Annotated in this window: 20 protein-coding genes and 1 pseudogene; 13 read left to right on the top strand and 8 right to left on the bottom strand. The window is 39.6% G+C overall.

Annotated elements, in window-relative coordinates; genetic code table 11:
* The first annotated feature begins 2 nt into the window (after window positions 1-2).
* Complete coding sequence (locus ACFE93_RS23520; protein ID WP_375476768.1) at window positions 3-1103, top strand: ABC transporter ATP-binding protein; 1101 nt, start codon at window positions 3-5, stop codon at window positions 1101-1103.
* A 185-nt stretch (window positions 1104-1288) separates the two neighbouring features.
* Window positions 1289-2344 (top strand): M28 family peptidase, encoded by a 1056-nt coding sequence (locus tag ACFE93_RS23515; RefSeq protein ID WP_375476766.1) that lies wholly within the window; start codon window positions 1289-1291, stop codon window positions 2342-2344.
* 8 nt (window positions 2345-2352) lie between these two features.
* Here the strand turns inward: ACFE93_RS23515 and ACFE93_RS23510 are convergent, their stop codons facing one another.
* Window positions 2353-2805 (bottom strand): hypothetical protein, encoded by a 453-nt coding sequence (locus tag ACFE93_RS23510; RefSeq protein ID WP_375476764.1) that lies wholly within the window; start codon window positions 2803-2805, stop codon window positions 2353-2355.
* Between the two features lie 501 nt (window positions 2806-3306).
* Here ACFE93_RS23510 and ACFE93_RS23505 point away from each other — a divergent pair.
* The 8 genes from ACFE93_RS23505 to ACFE93_RS23470 all read left to right on the top strand — a co-directional run bounded on the left by ACFE93_RS23505 (window position 3307) and on the right by ACFE93_RS23470 (window position 11162).
* Window positions 3307-4968: an alpha/beta hydrolase gene (locus ACFE93_RS23505; protein WP_375476762.1), complete on the top strand. Its 1662-nt coding sequence runs from the start codon at window positions 3307-3309 to the stop codon at window positions 4966-4968.
* 1073 nt (window positions 4969-6041) lie between these two features.
* Complete coding sequence (locus tag ACFE93_RS23500; protein WP_375476760.1) at window positions 6042-6728, top strand: DUF6875 domain-containing protein; 687 nt, start codon at window positions 6042-6044, stop codon at window positions 6726-6728.
* A 324-nt stretch (window positions 6729-7052) separates the two neighbouring features.
* Window positions 7053-7517 carry a CYTH domain-containing protein gene (locus ACFE93_RS23495; protein WP_375476758.1) on the top strand — a complete coding sequence of 155 codons (465 nt, stop codon included), beginning with the start codon at window positions 7053-7055 and terminating at the stop codon, window positions 7515-7517.
* 331 nt (window positions 7518-7848) lie between these two features.
* Complete coding sequence (locus ACFE93_RS23490) at window positions 7849-8097, top strand: helix-turn-helix domain-containing protein (protein ID WP_375476756.1); 249 nt, start codon at window positions 7849-7851, stop codon at window positions 8095-8097.
* Window positions 8098-8372: 275 nt separating this feature from the next.
* Window positions 8373-9551, top strand: coding sequence for a DUF5050 domain-containing protein (locus tag ACFE93_RS23485; protein ID WP_375476754.1), 1179 nt, complete (start codon window positions 8373-8375; stop codon window positions 9549-9551).
* A 737-nt stretch (window positions 9552-10288) separates the two neighbouring features.
* Window positions 10289-10480, top strand: coding sequence for a hypothetical protein (locus ACFE93_RS23480; RefSeq protein WP_375476752.1), 192 nt, complete (start codon window positions 10289-10291; stop codon window positions 10478-10480).
* Window positions 10481-10685: 205 nt separating this feature from the next.
* On the top strand, window positions 10686-10844 hold the full coding sequence (locus ACFE93_RS23475) for a hypothetical protein (protein ID WP_375476750.1): 159 nt from the start codon (window positions 10686-10688) through the stop codon (window positions 10842-10844).
* Between the two features lie 111 nt (window positions 10845-10955).
* On the top strand, window positions 10956-11162 hold the full coding sequence (locus tag ACFE93_RS23470; RefSeq protein WP_375476748.1) for a hypothetical protein: 207 nt from the start codon (window positions 10956-10958) through the stop codon (window positions 11160-11162).
* Window positions 11163-11279: 117 nt separating this feature from the next.
* Here the strand turns inward: ACFE93_RS23470 and ACFE93_RS23465 are convergent, their stop codons facing one another.
* The 7 genes and pseudogenes from ACFE93_RS23465 to ACFE93_RS23435 all read right to left on the bottom strand — a co-directional run bounded on the left by ACFE93_RS23465 (window position 11280) and on the right by ACFE93_RS23435 (window position 19949).
* Complete coding sequence (locus ACFE93_RS23465) at window positions 11280-11567, bottom strand: hypothetical protein (protein ID WP_375476746.1); 288 nt, start codon at window positions 11565-11567, stop codon at window positions 11280-11282.
* 240 nt (window positions 11568-11807) lie between these two features.
* Complete coding sequence (locus ACFE93_RS23460; protein ID WP_375476744.1) at window positions 11808-12686, bottom strand: class I SAM-dependent methyltransferase; 879 nt, start codon at window positions 12684-12686, stop codon at window positions 11808-11810.
* A gap of 121 nt (window positions 12687-12807) precedes the next feature.
* Window positions 12808-12900, bottom strand: a pseudogene (locus ACFE93_RS23455) (IS630 family transposase); the annotation flags it as partial.
* A 354-nt stretch (window positions 12901-13254) separates the two neighbouring features.
* Complete coding sequence (locus ACFE93_RS23450; RefSeq protein ID WP_375476742.1) at window positions 13255-15450, bottom strand: transglycosylase SLT domain-containing protein; 2196 nt, start codon at window positions 15448-15450, stop codon at window positions 13255-13257.
* Between the two features lie 615 nt (window positions 15451-16065).
* Window positions 16066-17109: a 3-deoxy-7-phosphoheptulonate synthase gene (locus ACFE93_RS23445; RefSeq protein ID WP_375476740.1), complete on the bottom strand. Its 1044-nt coding sequence runs from the start codon at window positions 17107-17109 to the stop codon at window positions 16066-16068.
* Between the two features lie 198 nt (window positions 17110-17307).
* Window positions 17308-18966 carry an alpha-amylase family glycosyl hydrolase gene (locus tag ACFE93_RS23440; RefSeq protein ID WP_375476738.1) on the bottom strand — a complete coding sequence of 553 codons (1659 nt, stop codon included), beginning with the start codon at window positions 18964-18966 and terminating at the stop codon, window positions 17308-17310.
* Between the two features lie 602 nt (window positions 18967-19568).
* Complete coding sequence (locus ACFE93_RS23435; protein ID WP_375476736.1) at window positions 19569-19949, bottom strand: DUF1823 family protein; 381 nt, start codon at window positions 19947-19949, stop codon at window positions 19569-19571.
* Between the two features lie 239 nt (window positions 19950-20188).
* Here ACFE93_RS23435 and ACFE93_RS23430 point away from each other — a divergent pair, with 239 nt between their 5' ends.
* The 3 genes from ACFE93_RS23430 (at window position 20189) to ACFE93_RS23420 (ending at window position 23471) form a co-directional block, all read left to right on the top strand.
* Window positions 20189-20491 carry an acylphosphatase gene (locus ACFE93_RS23430; RefSeq protein WP_375476734.1) on the top strand — a complete coding sequence of 101 codons (303 nt, stop codon included), beginning with the start codon at window positions 20189-20191 and terminating at the stop codon, window positions 20489-20491.
* Between the two features lie 441 nt (window positions 20492-20932).
* A complete protein-coding gene (gene speB / locus ACFE93_RS23425; protein WP_375476732.1) occupies window positions 20933-22000 on the top strand; it encodes an agmatinase SpeB in 1068 nt (355 codons plus the stop codon).
* Window positions 22001-22418: 418 nt separating this feature from the next.
* A complete protein-coding gene (locus ACFE93_RS23420) occupies window positions 22419-23471 on the top strand; it encodes a hypothetical protein (protein ID WP_375476730.1) in 1053 nt (350 codons plus the stop codon).
* Window positions 23472-23485 lie beyond the last annotated feature (14 nt).

The raw sequence follows: 23485 nt of genomic DNA, 5'->3' as shown, positions 1-23485 counted from the left end.
AAATGGCTAAACTCGAACTCAAAAACTTGAATAAAACCTATAATCCTAAAGTCGTCCCTGTCAAAGACGTTAGTTTAACTGTAGATAACCATGAGTTTCTCACTTTACTTGGCCCTTCTGGCTGTGGTAAATCCACCGTCCTACGCATGATTGCAGGTCTTGAAGAACCTACTGATGGTCAAATCAAGATCGGCGAGGTAGATGTTACCTATAAACGAGCAGCCGATCGCAATATTGCAATGGTATTTCAAAGCTATGCACTCTATCCCCACATGACGGTGTACGAAAACCTCGCTTCTGGACTGAAGCTGAAAAAAGTACCACCTACAGAAATTAAACAGCGAGTGGCAGAAGTGGCAGAAGTTTTAGGATTAGCAGAGTTAATGAACCGCAAGCCTGGGCAAATGTCTGGAGGTCAACGGCAACGGGTTGCTGTCGGTCGGGCTTTGGTGCGTAATGCCGATGTCTACCTGCTGGATGAACCTTTAAGTAACCTGGATGCACTGCTGCGGGAAAGAGTCCGAGCCGATATCAAGCAAATTTTTGCAGCCCAAAAAGTGCCAGTTGTCTACGTCACCCACGACCAAACCGAAGCGATGACGCTCTCCACAAAGGTTGCATTACTCAACGATGGCTATGTGCAGCAACTCGATCCGCCTGACCGCATTTATAACCATCCAGCAAATCTATTTGTGGCTGGATTTGTTGGTAGTCCACAAATGAATTTGCTGACTCTACCTTGTAAGGGAAAATACGCCATTCTGGGTAACTTCCAAGTGCTTCTGCCAGATATACCAACTGTACCACCGCAGATTGTTCTAGGAATCCGCCCAGAAAATGTCCGCATTGCTCAACCAGGTGATACCCAGACTATCCAAGGGCGAGTATTTTTAGTAGAAAACTTGGGTATGCACTATTTGGTCAGTGTCAGGATTGAGGGTTCACAAACCGAAGCGATTACAGTACGTGCTTTGTTGCCAATAGACCAAAATTGGAGTGACAAAAATATTACACTAGCATTGCCCCCTGAAGATATTCACTGGTTTGATCTGCAATCTGGCCATGCTCTTGTTAAAAGACAAATGTTAGGTGTCAGGAGCTAATACGACAGTAATCGCCCAGATTTATCTCGGTTAACGCAAGAGACGGCGATTTATCGCGTCTTTAGGATCTAGAATTTTCATCAAAAAACCTTAACTGAACCCTATTGAAACCCTTCCTAGCGATCCTGGAAAGTGATGCTTGGGAATTTGCGCTACCCTAAGTCAGGAAGCCAAGGATAAATCAGATGAGAAAATGGATTTGGCTGATGCTATTGGTGCTGATGACAGTTGCGGTGTTGGGTAGCAGAGGTAGTACGTTTTTTGAACAGCGTCCCTCACCGACAATTGTTGAGCAGATTCCAGTAAAAACAACCGAAGCACAGCCAGAGTCAAAGGAAGTTGACATAACCCCGCAAGTGTCTACTGACAAGCTGCTAAACCATATCCAAAAGTTGAATTTTCAGCGCTACACCACAAAAGAGCGATCGCTTACTCGCACTTATATTACAACGGAACTGAAAAAAGTCGGCTGGAAACCTAAATTAGAAAAGTTCGCCGATGGTGTGAATATTTTTGCCGAACGTCCAGGAACTAACAAAGCCGCTAAAGCAATTCTTGTAGCAGCTCATTACGACACTGTTGCCTTATCCCCTGGTGCTGATGATAATGCCAGTGGTGTAGCTGTAGTGCTGGAAATAGCCCGATTGCTCGGTTCCCGTCCTACGCCACGGACGTTACAGCTAGCTTTTTTTGACAAAGAGGAAGCAGGACTTTTGGGTAGTCAGGCTTTTGTGAGTAAGACAGCACGCTTGCAAAATTTAGGCGGAGCGATCGTTATGGATATGGTAGGTTACGCTTGTTACACTACTGGTTGTCAGAAATACCCTACCGGATTGCCTGTTACACAACCTAGCGACAAGGGCGACTTTTTGGCAGTAGTCGGTGATACAGAACATTTGCCTTTGTTAAATGCCTTTCAAAACTTACAGAACATCCCCTCAATCGCACTGAATAAACAGGAATCAACTTTACCAGCAGTTCTAACACTACCAATTCCTTTTAAAGGTTTACTGACACCAGACACCCTACGCAGCGATCATGCACCGTTTTGGTACCAGGGCGTGGGCGCTGTGCTGGTGACAGATACCGCAAATTTACGCACTCCGCACTATCATAAACCTAGTGATGTGCCAGCGACTATCGAGCGATCGTTCTTCACTGGAGCAGCACAAATTGTAGTTAAGGCTACTAGTGCCTTGTTACAGAAAAACCAGGTTTTGGAAACTCAAGCACCAAGCTAACTTATGAATTATGAATTATCTTGACTAGCTTTTGGTTCGGGGAAAGTCAACGTCCAATTATTTTTATTATTGACCTGAGAATACAAACCTTGGAGAATGAGGCGGAGAGTTTTTCGAGTTCTAATAGCTTTCTTTACCAGATAAGTTCCTGGTTCAGCAAAGATATCATCAAAGTTTTGTTTATGACCAAATTGTTTTGAACAGTAACTACCAGCACCTTGGACTGTTAATACAAAAAATGGAGCTTGTTTGTATTCATCAGGAATCATAAAGATTCCATATACATGGTGACGACCGCGCCACGGCTGAACAATAACTTTAGTAGCGTGTACTTGGAATTTTGTAGTTTTTGATGCGATAAAAGCCTCGAAATTGCAATCAGAATCATTCACAGGCCACCACAGCGTAATAATACTCAGGGAGAGCAGTACAATTAAAATATATGGGAGTCTGCGACGCATAAAGCCAAGAAAAATTGTTGATGCGGCTGGTAAAATTTGATGAGTAATGATAGTGCAGCTACAGCAGTCAGACTATTCACCTGCAACACATCTGCAAAACGTTTTAAAGGGTAAAGACAAAACATTAAGCAGTCGGTTAAATTTTGTTGTCACAAAAAAATTGCAGATTGTAGATGCATCGCTTATCCTGTTTTAGTAGCTCCGTTACAGTACTAAACCTAGCTGAGAAATCATTAAGCTTTTGTGGCTGTTAACACTGATTTATGCTCAAATTTTTAGCTGTGATGAATTCTACAATTCGTTGCTTTTGTTATGCTTGTAATGTGGCTCTGTTTGCATCAGCAGATGCTTTGAGGAGATTGCAGCGACACCGAATACCCCATCGTAGACATCGCTATCAAGTTAAGAAAAAATTTACTTTTATTTCTAAGCAATTAATGGGGTAGTCAAATACACAAATATCCGTTATATTCCCGTAAGTAGCAATTGGTATAAAAGTTTATGGGAAAAAGTTGGAGAAGTCTTAAGACAGTTGCGGGTTTATTTAGCGCCATCGCACTTACACAGTTCGGGGCAAATACTTCGGCCATTGCTGCTGATACAGTTGTTGTGCGTTTGGGTTTATTTACAGAATCCATCTCCCTTGCTGAGTTGCAAAAGGCTGCAAAAACTGGGGAATTGCCTGGGAGTTTACAGTCTTACACTAAAGGATTATCCCAAGAACAACGCCGCTTCTTCTTGGGAGCGCTGGGCATGAATATACCCATGAATGTTGTCACACTTGATAAGTTAATTAATACCCAGATTGGTACAACTATTATTAATGATTTTGCTACAGCCTTAGCCCGAAAGGATAAAGCTGGAGTACAAGCACTGAGAGCAGGATTGGTATTAGGTTCCACTGCACCACAGGGTCTTTCTATACTAAGTTTTATTGCTGCTTATCCCAGTAAACGCTTAGAAATTAATTTGCCAAAGGCTTGGGTTGTTGCAAGAAATTTAAATACATCTTTTTGGCGCACCCAGCAATTTATGTTAGCGATCGCTCCCCAACTCAACCCAATAACAGCAAAGCCGGGAACACCGCAGATTGCTTTCCCTTTTGATCCCAGCCAACCAGGAAGCGCTCAAGTAAAAATCCTCAATTTAAGCTTGAACGATCAAAAGCGCGACCGCAAAATCCCAGTTGATATTTACTGGTCAACTGCTGCAACTTCCGACAAACCCGTTATTGTCTTTTCTCACGGCTTCGCGTCAGTCCGCACGGACTTGCGTTACCTAGCAGAACATTTAGCATCCCACGGTTACGTAGTAGCAGCTTTAGAACATCCCGGTAGTAATCAGGCAAATGCTAACCTAACATTACAAGGCAAAACCAGAGTCATGAAGCCTCAGGAGTTTTTGTATCGCCCTCAAGATATTAGTTTTGTCCTTGACGAATTAGAAAAGCTCAACCAAACGGCTAATCATCCCCTACAAGGGAAACTTGCAACCACGAACGCGATGGTTGTTGGCTATTCTTTTGGTGGTGGTACAGCTTTAGCACTTGCTGGAGCCGAGTTACAACTAGAACATCTCAAACAACGCTGTAAAAAGAACTTGAGTATTTTGAGTTTGGGAGAAAATGTACAGTGTATCGCTCAAGAACTACCAGAAAATAGCTATCAACTACGAGATCCCAGAATCAAACAAGCGATCGCTCTCAATCCGACAACTTCTCTGATTTTTGGCGAAACTGGGTTAACAAAAATACAAGTTCCTACCATAGTGTTAGCAGGTTCCGCCGATAAAACTACCCCAGCTTTAACTGAACAGATTGTAGGATTTGAAAAGATCCCATCCCCAAAATCGCTAGTTGGTATAATTGGGGGTACTCATCTAAGTGTAAAAGACCCCAGCACCACATTAGATCAGATCGGACAACCAAATACACCGATTAGTGGTGGTGAAGTTGTCGGCAAACAAGCAGCAGATGTTCGCAAGTACGTTAAAGCTCTAACCTTGGCCTTTGCTGCACAAATGACTCCAGAAGCTAAAAACTATGCTATCTTCCTGACACCAGACTATGCCCAGTTTGCTTCAACTGCTGCATTCCCATTTCGTCTAATTACGCAGATTCCGCCTGATGCTATGGCAGTGGTGAAAGAATTTGTTGAGAAATAAAGGACTTCCAATTAAACAAATATAAGACTTACGTATCATACATATTGACTATACTAATTTTGGGGTTTTGAGCCATGTCTAATACCCAGAACAGTAAATATGCAACAAAATCGGGGTTGCAATCAGCACCTGAATCCTTACATTTTGCTGAATGCATATTATGGTTAATTGGTATAGTACGTAAGTCCTAAAATATTTAATTTTGTGAGTAGCTTACTTAAGAATAGGGTTATAGGGAATGCTAGAAGTCGCCGCTCATTTTGCCTCCTCCTACAATTTTTCTTTTTAGACCAAATAAAGCCTAAACTACCGATATTCGCTGCAAATACTTGACGTTGAGATCAACTAATCGAAAATACAGTACTTTTCATCTAAGTGGAGTAACTACCCCACCCTATTAGGCATCCTCTCTAATCTATTTGGGAGAGTGTACTTTATTAATTTGTAATCTGCTGTAAGTAATATCCAGCTTATAAAATTGCCTTATACCAAATTATATATAAATTTTTTACTTACTAAAAGTATATTACCTTGATAGTAGCCCTAAAGTTGCTGTTAAATCTATACCAAAATTTTACAGTAAAAATAACTATTTAGACATAAAATTTATAATGTATTCATAAAAATAACAGAAGCTTAAGAGTGTAAAAAACTAGGAGCAAATGCCGAATAATGATGATACATACGTATCTTATAGGAATCGTAAATTGTCCTTGAAAAAATCTGTCAAGTCATTGTAGGGTCTGTTAGCAGAGTGTAGCACGTCCTACATGTATTTCAAAACTCAATATTAGTCCTGTAAATAACATATTACAAACTAATTTCAAAAAAAATAAAAACAATTTATTTTATGGAAAATATGTTTGTGTATGTATGTTGTATTGAGATAACTTACTTGAAGTTCACAAAACAAAATGGTAAAAAATTGTTATTTTCTCCAAGCCACAGATTAACCAAAAATAACCAACACAAGGCTTGTTTTGTTGACTTAAATAATTAGTTTCACCTACATGTGTATTGTCAAACTAATTTGGGATTCAGAATTAAACAATTATTCCATTTCACTCAAGCTTATGCAACTCTATACAACTCGTGAAATCGAACAACTCCAGCAACACGAAGACCTTTCTGCCTTAATTGAAATTATGGAGTGGGTGAAAAAATTTTTAGGAAGGTCTCATCCTGACTTAGGTAGACCTGGTGCAGTTTGCCCGTTTGTACCTTACTCTCTCAAATCCAACAGTGTTCGTCTAACAGTTATTCACACAAAAGATTTGTATCCAGAACAATTAGAAGAGATTGTCGGACGCTATCGAGATATATTTCTGAAAATAGATGTTAAAGAGCCGGAATTAGCAATTTATAGAGCTTTTTTACTTATTTTTCCTGACATCGATATAGAAGATGCTCCTAAAGTAATAGATAGTGTTCAGCAAAAACTTAAACCTTTGTTTGTTGAGTCAGGATTGATGATAGGAGAATTTCATAAACGTAATGAAAGTCCTGGTTTACACAATCCAAAATTTCGTCCACTTCGTAGTCCTATCCCCTTGTTAGCTATCCGGTTCATGGTTGAAGCTGACCTCCCTTTTCTTCAGAATCCTACCGATCCGCACTTACGTATTCGGTATTTAGAAGCTTACTTAAAGCATTTTGATCGTAAATTTACAGATGCAACAAAGTTTAAAAATGCTCATCAAGCATTAGCTTTAGCAAAAGAACAAGTTAAACAAGAAAATTTGGTGAGTTCTTACATCTAACAAATGTTTGAATTCAGGATTAGTAATTGAGCATAGGGTATGGAGGATTAAAAGTTTTTCCAGTTCGCTGTACTTTAAAATAAGTGGGATAAAAATGACGAATTTACTGCTAGTTGCAATTGCTTACTGCAGATAGCATCAAATCGTCGTCAGTATGTAAATTATCGTACTATAGTAGAAGCGATCGCTATTTATCAATTAGTCAATATCAATACTTCAACAACTTTACTCTGATTTGCAAGAATTGCACACACGTTTTTGTGAAAATATTTAGAATTGCTATACTATTTTTGATATAAAAAAGCCAATAATTTGGTAAATAAAATGGCGAAAGAAATAGAGCGGAAATATTTAGTGAAAGGAGATAGTTGGAGAGGATTAGCTGAAGGTAGTGTATATCGTCAAGGATACATTGCTACACAAGACAAAGCGACTGTACGTATACGTATAGTCGGAGAAAAAAGTTTTTTGACCATTAAAGGCCCTAATATTAAATATTCGAGATTAGAGTTTGAATATCCTATTCCTGTTAAAGATGCTCAAGAAATACTTGAGACATTATGTAAACGTCCTTTTATAGAAAAAACCAGATATAAAATAGAGTCAGGTGGTTTGATTTGGGAAATAGATGAGTTTGATGGTATTAATAAAGGACTGATATTAGCAGAAGTTGAACTCAGTGATGAAAATCAGCAAATTGAATTACCAACCTGGATTGGACAAGAAGTTTCTGATGACTCCAGATATTTCAACAGCAATTTAGTAAAATACCCTTTTTCACAATGGTAATAGCTGAAATAGGGGGAACATCCCAATTTTGCGAAAATACCTAGCTCACAGAATTTGCAGCTTAAAAACTAAAACTGGTGTAGGTTGGGTTGAGGAACGAAACCCAACATTATCAAGGCTTTGTTGGATTAAACCCAACCTACTATTGTTCTTAACCCAAGCATATTGCATTAGGAAATATTTTATCTACGGACGTGTAATTGCTTACTTATCAAATTAAAAAAAGTATAAAAAATCTAGTATATTTTCGCCTATCAATTCAGCATTAGCCCCAATAGGATGTAGCGGAATACATATCACTCACCAGATTAACAGGTGCGTTCTGAGCTAAATGACTATTAAGAAACTTTTGCTAATTAAGCAACCGGAAGTTGGACAGCTTATCGGTGAACTTTGTGGCATAACTAGTCTTACCCAAGAACAGTTTGCAGCATGTTTAGGTATAACTTATTCGACGGTAAACCGTTGCGAGAAAGGACATACCAAGCCTTCATCTCTAGCTATACAAAAGATTGAGGGGATACTAGAGGAGATGGGCGATCTTGGGCAGAAAGTGTCAGTGAAGTATTTGTCGAATTAGAAAGCAGGCTGAGAGGCAAATTAATTGAAGTTACTTTCCCCCAATTAACAGGTTATCGCTACGACATAACCACAAACAACTCAATTCTAATTTTACCGATGTTTGCAGATATGCATATTTTGCGGATTACTCAACCTTTGAGTTTGAGTTTACCGTAGGCGAGATTTTTTTTACTTTTGAAGACAAGTTTAGGTTAAAAACGCGCAAAAATCCCCAAAACTTCTTTTCTTAATTGAGCAGCAATATTTTTCAGTCAACTTTATCTGAACTGTACAATGTTTGATTATTCTACCCCCGCTTTAGCTACATACCTTAATATTTCTTCGCCAATAGCAGCTTGCACTAACGGCAGCAAAGTTGCAGTCATCAATACTGAAGGCGTATGGGAAGTAGACAGTAATGGGACGAAAAAACTAATTCCAAACTCTGATTATGATGCTCGTGACATTGTAGCAATTGACGGCAAAACTTATGTCTTAGCGGTTCCAACAGGACTAGTAAAAATAAAAACTGACGGAACTAACCAAAAAATAGTTAGCAACCCAGCCAACTTAAAGGCACGAGTTAAATTTTTGCAAAATTGGATTATTTACCAGTCTGCAAATACTTTGTCAATTTATGACAAAAACCTCAACTTTAAAGCCAAACAGAGTTATGGCGTAACTGAGGTAATGGATTTTGAGTATAAAAATGGGTATCTTTACACTAGTGGCTACCAGCAACAAAAGAGGTTAGGTATTCCCGTCCAGATAGCTTTTCTTTACCGGATGGTTTTCGATGGAGCAAAAATATTTGCTTTGGCAAATTTAGCAGGAAATAACCAAGGCAAGCTTTGGGGCTATAATTCTGCTGATCTTGCTAACGATATGGCAGACACAAGACTTAACCGATTACATATTTTTGAAGACAAGCTTTATGTCCTCGGTTCAGTTTATGGAGGTAACTCAATCTACAGGTGGAATGGTAAAGACTTATTAACAAAGACTTTGATTACTACAGACACCTATACCAATCCTGCACAGACTCGTGACGAAACAAAGGTATATATAGGAACTATTAACCTGACTAATTTTACTGTCGAGCGCGGACAGCTAAGTTTTCCAAGAAGGCCTACAACTGCGGGGCTGGGAGACGGCGGTAGCAATTTTCCTAAAACTATTTACTCAGATGGCAGTAAAATTTTTGTGGGTTCCTCTGCTGCTTATGCGATCGCCAATAGAGATAATCAAACCTTCATGGGTAAACCGATCTCGGCTTACCGTGGAGATGCATCTTTTTTAGTTGTCTCCAAAAACCTAATGACTCGCCACGCTTGGGTAACACCGGGAAATGGTGAAGTATTGCTATTTACTGATAAGTTTGCAGTCATCAAAACAGGTAATATAAATGACTTGGCTACAAATATAGGAACTGCCCAAAAATTGCCAACAAATACTTATTTCGTTAAGTTTTAATTGAGCAACGAGATTGTCTACAATCTCGTTGCTCAATTCTTTTTGCAAAAAAAATATAAGCCAATACAGTTCAGACTTGACACTTTCACCTCAATTAAGTCATTGCGATAACGGTCAAAAGTTGAGTCGCCAACACCGCACAAAGAGGCTCATTGTAATCTTGGAAAGAATGCGATCTTTGGGACAATTTCATCTAATGAACTTATGCGTAATTTTTATCTGACCAAGAGAGAGCTACCTGATTAACTCCAGTTTCGTTGTCTCGGCTGCTGTTACTGTTGGTCATGGTGTACCTTTGGCTGTGAGGATGCGATCGCGTCTGGGGATTTTTGGCAAGCCGCTTACTCCTGGGCTAGTCTTCTGGTATGCTATAAGCTTTAATCCATTAGCTTTCCAGGTTTAGCAACCAAAATTTTTCCTCTGCTAAAACTAAGCCTAAATCGTTGATATTTAAAATAACTCTTATTCGACGTAGGATCTACTATTTTAACCATTGAGGACAAGTATAGTTCTTGTCCTTTATTTTTTTGAGAAATTTTTCGCTACAGACTGCATCTTATTAAAAAGTAATATCAATAAATTTTAATAGCCTCTTGTTTTTTAGCACAATCTATGGAAATCTCATAACTATATAATACAGTAAATTGATTGATTTACAGTACTTTATTAAAAAATTAGATGAGTTAGCCAATAAACTCAAAATTTAGTGCTAAGTAAACTTTTTAGGAGATGTAATCGTGAGTACATATAAATCTGAGTCAGGTAATAGTTTGACTTCAGGGGGTTTTCTTTCAGAGCGTCCTCATCGGCGATCGCTACAGCTAGCTGATGATTATATGCGCTTGATGCAGAAAAAGATTACTAGAGCAAGCATGAAAATACTTGACCACAGTACAGCCTTAGAACTGCTGGTATACAAGAAGGTGTAGTGGCAGGTGCTAAAGGAATTTGTCGCCAAACAGGCGAATCCCCCTGCGGGTACACTTCGTGAACGCTGGACAGTTCGAGCGGAGCAGTTGTCATTGCTACTAGTGGTTATGCCTTTCTCAGTAAAGCTTGGTGTTAGAGAACAGTCAGCCAAAATGTTTATAGGTCGCAACAAATTGCCCACTGACCTTAAGAAAGCATTTAATTTTGAGTAGACAAATTGATGATGATGCTCGTGCGATCGCCTTTTTTCAACGGATTATTGCCTTCACAGGAAGCGACCCCATCGCAATATCCGTAATGAAAAGTTACTTAACTATGCACAAGTTAGAGATTTTCTTAACAAGCAGTATTCAGAACGAATAGTACCTGTATTTTAAAGATAGCGAAAGAATGAAGAATGACAATTTTGTTACTTCATCTTTCCTAAATTAAAAGTTACTAAACTTAAAATTGAACATTCATGGAGGTCAAATCATGTTTTCTGGAAAAATTGAAAAAGAATTATTTGGTGAAGAAATTTGGTCTATTTGGCAAACAACTAAATTACCAGATCATCTACAGTTATTAGTGGATCGAGAACTAGAAAAACGCGATATCTGGGAATTGCAGTCTCAAAAGCCTGACGAACAGTCTATTTATCCAAATCTTTATGATGACTCTAGTCATTCAACAAATATTTAACAAAAGAGGTAGTTCTTGTGTAGAGCAGGAAGCTAGAGGAATACTGCCCTACGCAAGAACTACTGCGATACCTACGGCGGTAAATTAGGCACTGAGAGTAAGAGTTTAAGTCTCCAGTCAAGTAGACTCAATCTCAGAAGTCAAAAGATAAAAACGCCCAGTTAAAAGCACTGCACCCATAAGTAGCCCTAGTACTAAACCCAACCATAAACCTATAGCACTCCAGCCGAAAGTGAATGCCATCAGATAGCCCCCACCTAGACCTACTCCCCAGTAAGCGAACATAGTAATTAACACTGGCACTTTGGTGTCTTTCAACCCAATTAAAGCATTTAATATCAGTTCTGACTGAAATTCTTTTGAGGTTAACTCTATTGGGGCGCTAAAAAGCAATACTGAATACATTAAGATATATTAACGCCACAGGTGCAATCAACTCAAGCTATTCGCGATCGCCTTTCCAAAAATTGTGTTTTATAACACTGTTGCCAACACAGCATTTATGGCTGTAATAGCAACAGGATAAGGTTTTTCAGACCCGGAATGCAGGTTTTTACACATATCTCGGCTTCATGCCAAGTAGACCAACAAATATAAAACACTACCGACCCCATCTTAGCTAAGGCGACGAGCGCGCTTGAAATGCTATCCCACTCTCAATATCCAAATATTGCCGTAGGATTTGTAGTTGTTTATATTAGCTTCAGGTATGCCCAAGTTTTGCATTGCAGTTAGCTGATAACTCCCGTCTATTTGCGGAGAGCTCCGGAGCTGAAAACCTAAGCGTGAGAAAAAGTCCGCGATCTGATCTTGATTATCAAAGGCCGCGTTGTACAGATCACGCTGTGTTGCGCGTGTGACTGCTTGCGCGATCTTCTGCAGCTGTGAGTGAGGATGTGAACGTCTTTCAACCTCAGCTTTTGTCTCAAAATCAGGAGTGATCCACACGCCACCAAAGCGGGAAAGAACGGAGTGGATATTGCGCGCCGCCGTCTCCTTTTCTGACATTGAAAGGTACTGAAAAAGCCCTTCGTGGATGACGGCCACTGGACGACTTGGCTCAAAGTGACGGATGGCTGATGAAATTTGAGGAAACTCAAGTATGTTTACAGCATGAAAGAATAAATTCTGGCGCTCTCTTAGCGCCAGATTCGACTTGATTATTGACAGGATTTGTCGCTTTTCTTCGGTGATCCCTGGAAGATCCGTTTCAACATAGGTGTACTCCGGGTCTTCAGTCATGGCAAGCCCACGAAGCGATAGCCCGCTGGCCAACTCCAAAACTTGTGTAATGCCCTCTCTTTTTATCGCGCTGACAACACTTTTATAACGCGCCTCAGCAAGAGGAGCTGCCCAGTTCAGGAATTCTGGTGTAAGGTCCGTTCCTTGTAAGAACTCGTTAAAAACGTCTTCTGCATGCATCAGCGCCGCGACGTCTGCGGCAAAGGGGATATCTGAAAATTGCCTGAAATAAGCCACCAATTTGGCAGTCGGGCTAATCTTACTATGGTCTTGATTAGGCATTTTCACTGGTTTACTCTTATTCTTGTTAGATCATAAGGATTGTTTGTCCGCCCATAAACTGGGTTGTCCGTCACAACAAGCGTCACCGTGCCAAACCGGAAAAAGTGTACGCTAAATTTGAAAAAACTTGAGCCGCTTCACTCTTGTTCATCCCGTCTAACTCAATTGCCTGAATTACCTTCTGACGTAAGTTGTAACTGTACGGTTTTGCCATAATCTGTTCTTATACTGAAGATATAATAAGTATCTAATATTACTTTAATTAGAGATTATACTGTTTGTCCTAACCATCTTGGCGGTTGCTATAGCATTGAAGGTAATACCTATTAGTAATTAGCTAAATAGATATCACTATAGTAGTCCTAAATCATTTGTGAAATATTTTTAGAGTTAGCTGTCATTTGTCATTTGTCCTTTATCCTTTATAATCACAAATGACAAAGGACAAATGACCAAGGACGACATAACAAAAATTTTCACAATCTCATTTAGGATTGCTATATGAGTTGTGAACTTTGAATTAAAAAATTGCTTGAACTCAATACTCACAACTCATAACTTTCTAAGATTATCGCGCCGGTAATTGTGGGTGTGTAGTCGAGTACTTTGTTACAATGCCAGAAATCTCAGGGTTGTAAAGCCTTAAATAATTCCAGTAATTGCCAAATACTTGCCGTACATAGTTTTTAGTTTCATCAAAAGGAATTTCTTCAACAAACTCATCTGGATCTTTTGTAGTTAGAGTTTGCAACCATTTGGAGACATTGCCGGGGCCAGCATTGTAACTAGCGATCGCCAGCAAGGAGTTATTGTTATATTGATCGTGGGTATGACCCAAATACCATGTACCCAGCATGATGTTATCATTGGGATTTTCTAAGTTGATTGTTTTGAAATCCACCTTGATTTGTGGCGCAATCCATTTAGCCGTACTCGGTAACAGTTGCATTAAACCAGTAGCATCAGCGACAGATTTGATTTTTGGTTCAAACCGTGACTCTTGACGCATCAAAGCAGTTACTAGCAGAGGATTAAGTTTACGGTCAATAGACCACTTTTGAATCTCTCGCAGATAGGGAAATGGATAACGCGCTTGCCAGTAGGTGATTTGTTTGCTCAGAGTCTGATATTGGGCAAGTTCGGCTGGTATTTCCCGGTCTTCCAATTTAGAAATTTCATCAATTCCGATGAGATTTTCTCCCCTAGCCTGCCGCATCAACCCTTCAGTAAATTGCTCTGCTACCGTTGGCTGAATTTTATTCTGAAATTCTGTTTGCCATTGTAACCAGGCATCGCGGTCTTGACCTAGCAGATACAATTCTTTGAAAGTTTCAGAACCAGCAGGCGGTAATGGACGCTGGGGTGCGATTACTTCCGGGTTCATGACGCGCACGTTGTCAAAATTGCCGACATTTAGCCCCAACATTGTCGCGGCTCGCCATGCATAGTAAGAGTAAGGAAACTGGCTAATCACATATTCATAAGCAGTTTTAGATTCTTGCTGTTTCCCCAGTGTAGCTGCCCATTTACCTACCCAAAAGCCCGCTCTTGGAGCCAAAATACTATTGGGGTTATTAGTGGCGATTGGTTCTGCCCATTGCCAAGCACCGACGTAATCTTTGGCTTCGGCTTTATCTTGGGCGGTTTTCCAACGGTACTCTGCGGCTTCGTCAGAGTTACCGTATTTAGCTATGAGTAATTGCCACGCCGCGCTAGCTGACTTTTGATCCTTAAGAGTTTGGAGAGTTTTAGCTTTTTGTGCCAGTGCAGTACCAGCTTGTTTGGGAAATTTACTAATTACCTGCTCAAGATAGGGTAAGCCATCTTTAGGTGTTTTTGCGGTTTCTGCTAACCGCAGTAGTGCCGTCCCAGTTTCCTCATTATTGGGAAATTGCTGCACTAATTGTTGATAGGTGGCGATCGCTTTTTCTTTATCTTTGCCTCCCACCTGTAAGCCTCGTGCAGTACGGTAGAGGTTGCGCGATGTTTTGGGTGCTTTGGCGTAAGCATTCGCCGCTTTGGGAAATTGACTATTTTCCCAATAGCTTGTACCAATTAGTTCCCAGTCTTCGGGTTTGAGGTTAGGCTGTTTTACTAGCTGATCCAAAACGCCCACTATACCTGGTTGATCGTAGGCATATTTAGCCAAAATCAACTGTAATTGTGGCTGATTGGGGTTTTCTTGCAAGCGTTTACGGATAATTTCCCAAGTTAGAGGATTAGAAGGAAATTGAGCGATCGCAGTTTCTTGTTGCTTTGGTTGAGCAATCAGATATAGCGCTTTGACTGCGGCCGGTTCTTTGGGATAAAGTTTCAGCACCCTTTGCCTGAGATCCGAGGCTTTGCCGTCCTCGCCCAGCAAATCCTCTGCCTGGGCTTGTTTGAGCAAAATGTAGGGGGCAAGGATGGGATAGTCTTTTTCTAGTCCTTGGAGTAAAACCAGAGCTTTTTGCCCTTGGGTTCTTTCAATGTAATCACTCGCCAAAAGATAACGAGCGCGATTCCGATCTGGCGATCGCGATTCTTGAGCTATCGCAGCCAGTTTTGCCGCGCGTTCTGGCAGCGATTGCGATATCAACCCAAAGACGGCTGATTGAGCAACACTCCCGTCCGATTTTTGCTCTCCTTGATTGTGACTCAGTTTGAGCCATTTTCCCAGAGACTTACCAATCTCAGGTGCTGATACCATTGCCCCAGTTAAGAAGGCAAACAGTGCTGCACCCGCAATTATCGAAATTTGCTTTTTCTGTAGTTTCTTCAGCATGAATACCCGCTGAAAAGTTTCGGTGAATTTCTTGAAACTCTAACACTCCTAACCATCAGTGTTACCAATTTTTAATTTTAGATTTTTTATTTTATGTAGAAAAATCCTAATTTTCAATCCTTCAGTTGGTAGTATTGAGTCAATAGCACATATTAGATACTATTACATCTATCTTAGGCATATCTTCAAAGAAGCAAATGGTAGTTCTTCAGTTGGGGATTCGATTCCTACTGATTTGCGATCGCTAAACTCTCGTACTCGGCAGGAAACTGACGCAACAGTGCAAATAACTAGAAAGGCGTAAATATTTGTAGTCGAGATGAGGCAGTTCTTGCAGAAGGCAGGAGGAAAGAGGATTTTAGTCTAGTTTATCTTTCTTCACATAGTTTGGTTTTATTGTGCCAATTTACTTACTTATATTGAATTCGGGCAGTCGTTGATTGAATTCGGGCAACTACCGAAAATTTACATAAAAATATTCAATATTAATGAGGTACAAAATGCAATACTCAACATCAGATAAAAATAGTTTCTACCTGCTGCCTCCTGCCTCAAAACCAGTAACTTTGTACTTCATGCAAAAGAAAACTGCTGTATATTCTGAATTTTAACTTCTCACTTAAGTTTTTCGTGAGCAGCCAAAATAATTTTTTCGGTTTCTTCCCAGCTAATACATTTGTCAGTTACAGAAACACCATATTTTAATTCTTCTTGTTTACCAGTAATTGGTTGACTACCTTCATACAAATGCGATTCCAGCATCATGCCAACAATTGATGTATTACCATCCACTATTTGCTGAATAATATTTTCTAAGACAGCACCTTGTAATTTGTAATCTTTATTGGTATTGCCGTGGCTACAGTCGATAACAATTCTCGGTGGTAAATTTGCCTGTTTTAATTTCTCTTCTACCAGTTTGACATTTGCTGGATCGAAGTTGGGTTGACTACCACCCCTTAGGATTACATGACCATAGTCATTACCTTTAGTTTGAAAGACACTGACCTGTCCTTTTTGATTAATTCCCAGAAAATTATGTGGGTTTCCAGCTGATTGTAGGGCATTTAAAGCTACTTGAATATTGCCGTCAGTACCGTTTTTAAAACCTACAGGCATCGAAAGCCCACTTGCCATTTCGCGGTGAGTTTGTGATTCAGTTGTGCGTGCGCCAATGGCAGACCATGTAATCAGTTCACTGATGTATTGAGGTATAATTGGATCTAATGCTTCCGTGCCAGCAGGTAATCCCAACTCTGTAATTTTTAATAGTAACTCCCGTGCAATTAATAAACCTTTCTCTACATGGAAAGAATCATCCATATCTGGATCGTTAATTAAACCTTTCCAGCCTACGGTTGTTCTTGGTTTTTCAAAATAAACTCGCATAATTAGTAGCAAGTTATCTTTGACTCGCTCGGACAATATTTTTAATCTCTCAGAATATTCGAGCGCTGCTTTTGGATCGTGGATTGAGCATGGGCCAACTACTATAAATTTCCTGCGATCCTGAAAATCCAGAATATCTTCTATTTCCTGTCTATATGCTAAAACTCTTTGTTCTGCTAATTGTGTCAAAAGTAATTTTGACTTTACTTCATTGGGAGTTAATAAGATGCGATCGTTCTCAATATTAGTATTAAATAATTTGTTGTGCATGGGGATGCTTTGGCAATTCTATAGACGCACTTCAACTCAAAAGTGTAACACAAACCTATGAAATTTTAAAATAGCTTATTTTCTGCTTGACAAATTTCTAATTAAACTGTAGGAAAGTAAAATCATAACTAAAAAAGGGGAAATATTTTCCCCCTTTTCTTTGCTATTAGACTACTGACTAAGCAGTAGTGTAGATCGTTACTGCCATACAAACACTTTGGCTTCGTATGGCCCTAAGTCAGTTATGATACCATCATCACCAGCTTCGACATCATAATTGCCTGTCCACTCGTGCCATGTACCAGCACTAGGAAAGTTAGGAACATGATACTCAGCTAGGAAGTTTTCTGAGAAATTTGCAATTACGACTACACGAGAACCTTCATCATTCCAACGAGTATAAGTTAATACTTTAGCTTCAGGATTTTCGTGGATAAAATCAATATTTTCTGTATAGAGGGCATGATTACTTTTACGCAGGTTGGTTAAGCCTTTGTATGAATCAAATAAACTACGATTTAAATCATTCCCTAATAGTGTCCATTCGATTTTGGCTGATTCAGATTGTTTAGGTTTATACTCGCCAAATTCTTCTCCCATCCAAATCAAAGGTACACCAACAGCAGTCATGAGGATGGCTACTCCTAATTTAGCCCGCCTAAAGGCTTCTTCGTCAAAAATCTCACGGTTCCCCAGTTCAACCATGAGATGATTATGGTCATGGTTGGTGAGATAATTTACTACATTGGTGGCACCCAAGAAGCCTTGGCGTTTGCAGTCAATCACATCTTTTAAACGCTCTAAATCAAATGTATCACCGCAAATGTGTTCTAGAATGCAGTGATAAAAACTATCATGCCAGCAACCATCCATTGGCCCATCTACATTGGTAATGCTGGTAGTTTCAGGAATGTGTTCGGCAACATTATAAAAAGGCTTCATGCTAGCAGTTTTTTTGGCTTCCTGAACAATCCAGTGCATGAAGTCGTAGTTAGCAATTTGCCGCGCCGCATCATAGCGAATACCATCAAGATGATATTCTCCAATCCAAAAACGGATTGTCTCACCAATAAATTTCCAGGCTGGTTTAATATCTAATTTTTCATCATAATGTTCGTAATTAAACTCAGGACCCCAGTTATTATCAGGGTCACGAGGCTCGTGATGATACCAATAATCGTGGTCAATTTGTGTTAAGGGAGCGGATGCTTCTGAGTGATTATAAATACCGTCAAGAATTACACGAATACCTCTACCATGACACTCATCAATCAAATTTTTCAACTCAGCAGTAGAACCATAACTTGATTCTGTTGCAAAGAAGTGGCGGGGATTATAACCCCAGCTATAATCACCAGGATATTCTTTAAGTGGCATCAACTCAATAGCATTGATTCCTAGTTCACACAAATAGTCTAACTTTTCAACGACGTTTTTGTATTTACCTCGTGCATAAGGATCGTCCTCGCCACCAGAAAAGTCACCAACGTGCAATTCATAAATTACTAATTCGTGGTCAGCAGGTAAAGGTTTATCATCATGTTGCCAAATATAAGTATCGGTAATCCTTTTTCCATCTTTGACCCTGATAACACCATCGTCATTTCCACTTTGTTCATCTATATCAGTTGCATAAGGATCTGTAACATCAACCCATTGCTCTGGTTCAAAAAACCATGAATTTGATTGAACGCGGAATTTATATTTATAAACGCCGTCTTCTAGTTCAACACTTGTGCGGAAATAACCATCATCACCTCTTTCCATTGGAATTTCTTGCCAATCAGAAAAAGAACCAATTAATGCTGCTCCTTTGTTATAAGGTGCAAATAAATTAAATTCAATTGGCTTTGCCATAGAAGTGTTTGTAATATCAAGGGTTGATAGAGATATTCTCTGATGCTCAATATAATTTGCAAATCGCTCTAGAGAAATAATTCAATCGGGAGTGCTTCTGTCTTCAGGAATAATTTATGAATTATTTATAAAACTTAACTATAATTTTTTGATTATTGACTGTTTATAGTATTTGTTTCTTGACTAAAATGCAGATTTACTGTGTAGTAAATATCGCGTATAAAAATAATATATATGAAATATTTTTCTATTGGCTGTATTAGTCATTATTTATTTGTCCTATGTAATCACAAATGACCAAGGACGACATAACAAAAATTTTCACAATCTCATTTATGATTGCTATATGTTTTTAACACTATTACATATACAGCAGTTTTATTTTACATGAATGAAGTACAAAGCTACGGGTTTAAAGGCAGGAGGTAGAGGTAGAAACTGTTTCTATCTGATTTGTAATTTTAAATTTTGTATCTTATTTACTTACAAATTGGTGTAGCTGCAAAAAGTCATTAAATCAAACGATTGTTTGTATGAGATTAAAATACAGCTGATATTCGGTAAAAGTTACAATGTTTTCTTACCAAATATTTACTGCCAAATTACTCTTTTTTGTTGTTAACTTGTTGTTGTAGATAACTTAATAACCAATTCGCCGCCGTTGCTCTGCGAGTTTGCCGAGGCCCAAATTCTCCAATTTTGTAACCTTTGAAACCCAGTTTTTCTTTTAGCATTTGTTTATTTTCAACAGGAATGGAACGAGTCAACTTGACAGTTGCGGCGCGAGATTGAATGAAATCTGGTGGTTGTGGGTATTCATTATACCATTCTGGTGCAACTTGGTTAACGTCCCATTGTGCAATTGAGGAGTCATAGCGATAGCCTAAATAATGCCATAGCAACTGGTTGACTGTGGCATCATCAAGTTTATCGTCAAGAATTGCCCAAATTGTTTCTGTATTAAGTGGTGGCAGGTTAGACATAAACAATTCAAAATTCCAAATGAAAAAACTGACTACTAATTAAATTACAGCAGTTTTCAGGTATTTAGACTAGGACTTAAATTAGGAGTAGGATAGTTTTATTACTAGAAAAGCGCTGGAAATATACAAAAACTAGTAGGTATTAAGAAAGACGGGATTAATTTCGCGAGTTGGAGTTAAAAACAGATTGTGTATACACAAACTAGGTAGACTGGAAATCGTAAAGATTAGACCAGTCTATGCAGAATTCCACAGCACTGCCAAAGATTATCCGCGCCCATGTATTCATTTCTGGCCGAGTCCAAGGAGTAGGTTATCGCTATTCCACTGTCGATACAGCTAGGCAATTGGGATTAACCGGTTGGGTGCGGAATCTCCCCGATAATCGAGTAGAGGCAGTTTTTGAAGGGGCGCGAGAGGTTGTAGATGACATGGTTCGCTGGTGTCACTCTGGGCCACCTGCTGCTGTGGTTCAAGATGTTGTGGTTGAATATGAGGAACCGGAAGGGTTACGGGGATTTGAAGTTAAGCGGGTTGAGTAAATAGTTAGTCATTGGTCACTTGTACTGAGCGTAGTTGTTGGCGCAGCCTCTCTAAGAGTTGTATTGGTTTCAACTAATTATAACAATGGGGAGTATGTAAAATTCCGGTTTGAACTGCCACCCGGATCGCAAGGTAGCTCACTACACTATCACGATACTAAGACAGAAATCTTCGAGGTCTCAAGTGGCTCATAGGAGATGGAAGTTGGAAAGAAAGGAAATATTGAAGTATTGCAGCAATGTCTAAGCTAGTGCAAGAAGGTTTGTAGTAAGCACTTCATTGCTGAGAAAATAAGGACTAAAGTCTTTACTACAAGCTTGTTTACCCATCAATTTAAACTTGACAAACCACTAGTTTACCGCCTGTGAAAAATTTTGATTACAATGCAGATGTTCACTAGGCGGCGTGCTGTCTATCTACGTAAATCCAGAAGATACTCAATGAATAATCAATTGAAAGACTACAATCCCAGCGGCGTAGGTGAAATAAATGGCAATTTCTTAGGTTTGCCCTGCGATTATGAGTCTGCAAACTTGATTGTTTTTGGTGTGCCGTGGGAAGTCACTGTTTCCTATGGTGCTGGCACTGCTAATGGCCCACAGCGAATTCTAGATGCTTCGACTCAACTAGATTTGTTCGATTTCGATCGCCCTGATGGCTGGAAACAGGGAATTTTTATGGAAGAAATTCCCCAAGATATTTTAGAGAAGAACACATACTACCGCGCTTTGGCAGCAAAAATTATCGGGCGATTAGCCCAAGGTAAACAACTTTCAGATACACCAGATTTAACATCTGTGCTGACAGAAATAAATCAGGCTGGTCAACAAGTTAATCAATGGCTCTTTGAAAATTGTCAGGCAGCAATTAATAATGGTAAGCGAGTTGCAGTCATTGGTGGAGATCACAGTTCGCCTTTAGGTTATTTCCAAGCATTAGCAGCTAAATACCCAAACTATGGCATTTTGCACATTGATGCCCACGCAGATTTACGCGATGCTTATGAGGGATTTGAGTTTTCCCATGCATCGATTATGTTTAATGCGATGAAAATACCGCAAATTTCTAAGTTAGTGCAGGTAGGTTTGCGTGATATTAGTCATGATGAAGTGCAAATGATTGACCAATCTGATAGTCGCATTATTGCTTATTACGATCCCGCTATTAAGCAAAAGCTTTACTCTGGCACAACTTGGATTGATTTATGCCGAGAAATTATCAGTCATTTACCTGAGTATGTTTATATTAGCTTTGATGTAGATGGTTTAGATCCAAAACTCTGTCCGAGTACGGGTACTCCTGTTCCAGGTGGGTTGGAATTAGAGCAAACTTTTTGTCTGTTCCGGGAATTGGTCAATAGTGGAAGAAAAATTATTGGCTTTGATATCTGCGAAGTTGGTGATGCGGAGTGGGATGGTAATGTTGGAGCGCGGGTAGTTTACAAGCTGGCAAATTTGATGGATTTATCAAACAGAATTCAGGAGTCAGGAGTCAGAATTCAGAATTAATTCTATACGACACTTCTTCTACGTTCGCGCAGCGTGTCACAGACGCTTTGCGTAGCTTGCTTCCACGTTCGCGTAGCGTTAGCGAGTCCGCGAGCGTCTGAACAAGAGGGTTTAAAACCCCCACTAAATCATTCGCGTAACGTCTCCGAAAGAGAAGATTTAGTGGTTTTCAATCAGTGGTGGGTCTGTAGCAAGATCCCGCAGTATATCCCCCACTGATTGTTCTGACTCCTGAATTCTTCTTCAACCAGAATTTATATTAAGGAACAAACAATCAGTACATCAGCGTCTGTCTCTATATCTCTCTTAAAACACAAATACTAAACTAATTCCAAGTGCTGAAGTTCTGGAATTATATACTTTATTGTCTACTTAGTGACTGGATACTATTTTTTAGTTCTATTTTACTATGAAAATTATGCTGAAAAACTACTTTAACACTAATCAAGGGCGAATTTTCACTGCTTTGATTTTGACTGGAATTTTGTCTGTTGCTAACGGTTTAACACTTGTCAAAGGTGCGACGGGCGCTTCTGTGAATTTATCTATAGAAACAAGCAATGAAGTTCTTAAAGACAATATTAAACCAAACCGCTTGCCACGTCCAGTAGCTAATGCGGTACTGCGAGATTTAGCCCGCAGGCAGGGAATTTTTACTAGACAACTGCAAATTATTGACTACAATCAACAGACTTGGCGCAATGGTTGCTTGGAACTGCCTCAAGCTGATGAATTCTGTACCCAAGCCTTAGTTCCTGGTTGGCGAATTGTGGTATCTAATGGCAAAGAAAACTGGGTTTATCATACCAATAATAATGGGCGATCGCTACGTTTAGCTTCGGCAAATACTCCCTCAGAAAATCTGCCAAAGAAATTACCTACATCTGTAAAAAATGCTGTTTTACAAGCCGCATCCAGACGTTTGCAACAGCCAATTTATCAGTTAACCATTATTGAGGCTCAATGGCAAACTTGGGGTAATGGCTGTTTGAATCTACCACGTCCTGATGAAAACTGTACCGAGGCTATGGGAGGCGGCTGGCGGGTGGTTGTGGTTGTCGGCGGAGTTGGACAAACCTTGGTTTATCATACCAATCAAACAGGTTCCGCACTCAGGCTGAATCAAAAGGCTAACGAAACTACATTGGGCCCTGTGCAAATTCCAGCTAGTGAGTTACCACCACCGTTAGATCGAGATATAGTATTTCGCCAAATATCCAGTGGGGGTTTTGCTGGCAGAACCTATGAGACTGTTTTACTCAAAGATGGGCGACTGATTCGCGTGCGGATTGGTGATGCTAATGATTCTGAACGTAGTGTTCGCCGCATTTCTGAGCAACAGGTACAACAATTTGTGCGATCGCTAGAACGTTTTCAGTTTAATCAATTTCGGAATCTGAGTTACCCAGCCTCCAGTGGTGCTGCTGATTATCCCGAATTTCTCACAAACTCAGAAAAAAGCGGAGGTTAAAACTGGTAAAATGT

The sequence above is a fragment of the uncultured Nostoc sp. genome, assembly GCF_964247315.1.
Taxonomy (GTDB): domain Bacteria; phylum Cyanobacteriota; class Cyanobacteriia; order Cyanobacteriales; family Nostocaceae; genus Nostoc.
The sequence above is the reverse complement of the archived record's forward strand: the minus strand, read 5'-3'. Positions and strand labels throughout refer to the sequence as shown.